This window comes from Phenylobacterium sp., from assembly GCF_031360265.1.
GTDB lineage: Bacteria > Pseudomonadota > Alphaproteobacteria > Caulobacterales > Caulobacteraceae > Phenylobacterium.
In genome coordinates, this window is sequence record NZ_JANMBF010000132.1 from 1 (window position 1) to 4,379 (window position 4,379).

5 protein-coding genes are annotated in these 4,379 nt (G+C 68.0%); 1 reads left to right on the forward strand and 4 read right to left on the reverse strand.

All coding sequences use genetic code 11. From position 1 onward, the window contains the following. The coding region (locus tag RMN86_RS12285; RefSeq protein WP_309606131.1) for a 2OG-Fe(II) oxygenase family protein at positions 1-742 on the forward strand (742 nt) is incomplete at its 5' end. A gap of 110 nt (positions 743-852) precedes the next feature. Here RMN86_RS12285 and RMN86_RS12290 read toward each other — a convergent pair. From RMN86_RS12290 to RMN86_RS12305, 4 genes are all read right to left on the reverse strand, one after another. After that, a complete protein-coding gene (locus RMN86_RS12290) occupies positions 853-2,262 on the reverse strand; it encodes a pilus assembly protein (protein WP_309606132.1) in 1,410 nt (469 codons plus the stop codon). A gap of 125 nt (positions 2,263-2,387) precedes the next feature. After that, entirely contained in the window at positions 2,388-3,002 is a 615-nt protein-coding gene (locus tag RMN86_RS12295; protein WP_309606133.1) for a carbonic anhydrase, read from the reverse strand. A gap of 15 nt (positions 3,003-3,017) precedes the next feature. Beyond that, positions 3,018-3,662, reverse strand: coding sequence for a maleylacetoacetate isomerase (gene maiA / locus RMN86_RS12300; protein WP_309606134.1), 645 nt, complete (start codon positions 3,660-3,662; stop codon positions 3,018-3,020). Next, positions 3,662-4,342 carry a fumarylacetoacetate hydrolase family protein gene (locus RMN86_RS12305; protein WP_309606135.1) on the reverse strand — a complete coding sequence of 227 codons (681 nt, stop codon included), beginning with the start codon at positions 4,340-4,342 and terminating at the stop codon, positions 3,662-3,664. The genes maiA and RMN86_RS12305 overlap by 1 nt, the downstream gene beginning before the upstream one ends. Positions 4,343-4,379 lie beyond the last annotated feature (37 nt).

The window sequence follows — 4,379 nt, forward strand, 5'->3', positions numbered from 1 at the left end:
GAAGTACAAGCTGCCGGTGCAAGGCCAGCGCGGCTACACGCCGTTCGGCGTCGAGACCGCCAAGGGCGCGGCCCATCACGATCTCAAGGAATTTAGGCACGTCGGCCGCGAGCTGCCCGCCGGCCACCCGTTCCGCGACCACATGCCCGACAATGTCTGGCCCGACGCCGAGCTGCCGGACTTCCACGCCCAGGTCGGCTGGCTGTATGGCGCCCTCGACGCCATGGGCGGCAAGGTGCTGGAGGCCATCGCCGCCTATCTGAACCTCGACCGCGGGTTCTTCGCGCCCACCGTCGATGTCGGCAACTCGATCCTGCGCCTGCTGCACTACCCGCCCGTATCCGTTGATGGACCGCACATCCGCGCCGCGGCGCACGAGGACATCAATGTCATCACCCTCCTGCTCGGGGCCGAGGAGGCCGGGCTGGAGGTCAAGGACCACGACGGCCGCTGGATCGCCATCAACCCGCCGCCAGGAGCCCTGGTCTGCAACATCGGCGACATGCTGCAGCGGCTGACCAACCACGCCCTGCCGTCGACCACGCACCGGGTGGTCAACCCGGCGCCGGCGCGGCGCGGCTTTGCCCGCTATTCCACGCCGTTCTTCCTGCACTTCAATTCGGACTACGAGATCAGGACTTTGCCGGGGTGCGTCGACGCCGACCACCCGGACCGCTATCCGACCCCGATCACCGCCGACGCCTTCCTCCAGGAACGCCTGCGCGAGATCAAGCTGGCCTAGACCCTGTCCCCGCCGACTTGACTCAAGTCAGCCGGGATAAAACAGGGTCGTCGCTATATCTGGAGCCCTTCTCCTCCACTCAGTTTGAGCCAACCTGAGCGGGAAGGGCCTTAGTGAGATATCCGCAACCGGTTGAGGTCAGCGCCGATTTGCTGGAAGGCGACCTGCAGCGCCGCGCCGGTCGATGGGAAATAGACGTGCTGGGCATCGGTGGCGCAGTTTCTCAGGATCGCTTCAGCTTGAGGGTCGGGGCCCTGATGCAGGAAGCCGATGGTGTAGATGATGACGTTCGTCGGCGCGGCTTTCATCGCGGTGCAGAGCGCCTGCGCCTGGGTGAAGGAGTCACCGTTGGGCGACGCGCAACTGGAATGATCGGACGACGAGCCGCTGCTCCCATCGGTCGCTGAGCTTGGCTTGGAGATCACGCCCTTGCAGTAGGCGGTGTTGAAGGCGCCGTCGGTCATCAGGATCACCACCTTCAACAGCTTCTCCGTGCCGTAGGCGGCGGGTTGGCTGCTGGCTGGGAAGAGGCCGCCCCAGTTCGGTGAGACCATGTACCAGCCCCATTCGACGCCAATATGCCCCGCGGTGGAGCCGCCGGCTGTCAAAGCGCCGACCAGGCTGTGCAGCGTCGTCTTGTTGCTGGTGAGCGGTTGGATCGCGGCGCCGATGCAGGGGTTGGCCCCCGAGCTCGCCGGATAGACCCAGCCGACCTTCGAAACCGCATAGGACGCGTCCGTGAACGCTTCGCCGCCGGTCCGCTCGCTGACGCAGTTGCTTACATTGAAGGTGTTGGTCGAACCGGACGCGCTGGTGAACCTTATCTTGCTATAGCCGGTGACGTTGCTTCCCGTGCCGGCCGCGGCCGCGCCGCGCACGCTATTGACATAGGCCCCCACGTTCACCGCGTTCGAGTAGGGCACGATGGCCATCTTCGAATAGTAGGGCGCCTGGGTCGTCGAGACGACCAGGTCGATCAGCTGGTTGGCGGCCGACTGAAGCGACGTCATCGGGGCGCCCATCATTGAGCCGGTGTTGTCGAGCACCAGGGCGACTTCCAGGTTGTTCCCCGCGCGGGTGACCTCGGAATTCACCGTCACCGGCCGGTGCGTGAACTCGGCGGGCGCGAAGGCCGGCAGGTCCACCGCGGCGGAGGCGACCACCTTGGTCCCGACCAGGGCGAAGTCCGAGGATCGCAGGCTCGCCCCGTGGATCATCTGCAGGTTGGCCGCCAGCGCCTTTTCGCCGGCGACGTCGATGTCGGCGGTGGTCATCGCCGGGGACCGCGCGGCATAGAGGGTCGCCGCATCCAGCGCGTCCTGCAGCTTCCCCCGCTGTTCTGTGGCGGTGTAGACATCGAAGATGCCCAGGGTCATCGGCGCCAGCACCGCGAAGGAGATGGCGAACGCCACGGCGCTGACCCCGAGCCGGTCGCCCGCGAAGCGCCGGAGAAAGCCCGCGCAGGTCCGGCCCGCGCGCGGCGGGGAGGTCAGGTCAGGCTGCTGAGGATCGATCCGCATCTGGACACCCGATTCCGATAGCTAGGCGTCCAGTCTGGGCGATCAGCGTAAAGGAAAGCGGCGCCAAGGGTGGTAAACCTTGATTCAGCACGACTGCCGGGAAACGGCGCCCGCGCCGGCCGGCCTCAGTCCAGCGCGGCCAGGTCGTCAGGGCCGCCAATGGTCACGTTGAGGTCGTTCACCAGGCCGTCGCCCAGCGAATAGACCCAGCCGTGGACGCAGACCGGCTGGCCGCGCGCCCAGGCGTCCTGAACGAACAGGTCGGACGCCACATTGCGGACCTGGCGGATCACGTTCAGCTCGCACAGCCGGTCCAGGCGGGCGCGGTCCTGCGGGATCGCGTCGAGCTCGTGGCGGTGCTCGTGATGCACCTCGCGGATCGGATGCAGCCAGTGATCCACCAGGCCGCGGCGCTGGCCGTCGATCGCCGCGGCGATGCCGCCGCAGCCATAGTGGCCGACCACCATCACATGCTTGACCTTGATCACGTCGATGGCGAACTGCAGCACGCTCAGATAGTTGGCGTCCTGGGGCGGGGCCAGGTTGGCGACATTGCGGTGGACGAACAGCTCGCCGGGGTCCAGGTCGACGATCTCGTTGGCCGGCACCCGGCTGTCGGAACAGCCGATCCACAGATATTCCGGCGCCTGCTGGTCCTCCAGCCGCTTGAAGAAGCCGGGGTCGCCGGCGACCTTGCGCCGCGCCCACGCCCGGTTGTTGGCCTTCAGATCGTCAAGCATCAGGACATCCCCCTCTTAGGTCGCCACCGCGTCGGGTTGTTGGTTGGGATGGGCCGCCTGAAACGCCGGATGGGCCAGCGCGCGCGCATTGACCGCGCGGATCGCCGGCCAGGGCGTCAGGTCGACCTCGTAGCGGTTGGCCGAATACACCTGCGGGATCAGGCAGCAGTCGGCGATCGTGGGGGTCTCGCCGAACGCGAAGCCCCGGCCATGCCGCGCGACCATCGGCTCCAGCGCGTCGAAGCCGTCGGCGATCCAACCTTGCGTCCACTTGAGGATGCCGGCCTGGTCGATACCCATCCTGCTCAGCTTGCGGCCGATGCGGGTGTTGTTCAGCGGGTGGATGTCGCAGGCGATGATCAGCGCCATGGCGCGGACCCGTGCGCGGTCGAGCGGGCTCGTGGGCAGCAAGGCCGGCCCGGGGATCGTTTCCTCCAGCCATTCCAGGATCGCCAGGCTCTGGGTGAGGATCTCGCCGCCGCCGATCTCCAGCGCCGGGGTCAGCCCTTGCGGATTGAGCGCCCGATAGGCGGGCTCGCGCTGCTCGCCCTTGATCAGGTCGACGGGGACGGTCGCATAGTCCACGCCCTTAAGCGCCAGGCCGATCCGCGTGCGATAGGGCGCCCCGGCGCGCCAGGCGCTGTGCAGCACATAGCCCATCAGACCACCGTGAAGCTGAGCTGGCCGACGCCCTCGACCTCGCCCGCGACCACATCGCCGCGGACCAGGGGGCCGACGCCCTCCGGCGTGCCGGTGTAGATCAGGTCGCCGGGCGCCAGGGTCCACAGCTTCGACGCCTCGCAGACGATCTCGGCCACGCTCCAGATCATGTCGGCGACGCTCGCGTCCTGGCGCGGCTGGCCGTTGACGGACAGCGCGATCCGGCCCTGCGGCGCGGGCCCGGTCCAGGGCCGGATGGCCGAGATCGGGGCGGAGGCGTCGAAGCCCTTGGCGGCCTCCCACGGCTGGCCCTTGTCTTTGGCGGCGTTCTGCAGGTCGCGCCGGGTCATGTCGACGCCCACCGCATAGCCGAACACCAGATCCAGCGCCCCGGCGACGGCGATGTCCTTGCCACCCGCCTTCAGGGCCACCACCAATTCGATCTCATGGTGCAGGTTCGCCGTGCGGGGTGGATAGGCGACATCGCTGCCGGGCGCGACGATGGCGTCGGCGGGCTTGGCGAAGAAGAACGGCGGATCGCGGTCGTCGCCGCCCATCTCGCGCCGGTGGGCGGCATAGTTGCGCCCGACGCAGAGGATGCGGCGAACCGGGAAGGTCGCGGCCTGGCCGTCGATGGGCACGGCGACGACGGCGGGCGGATCGAACAGATATGCGCTCATGGCCGCCCGCTTACGCCTGACCCGCGCGCAAGTGAAG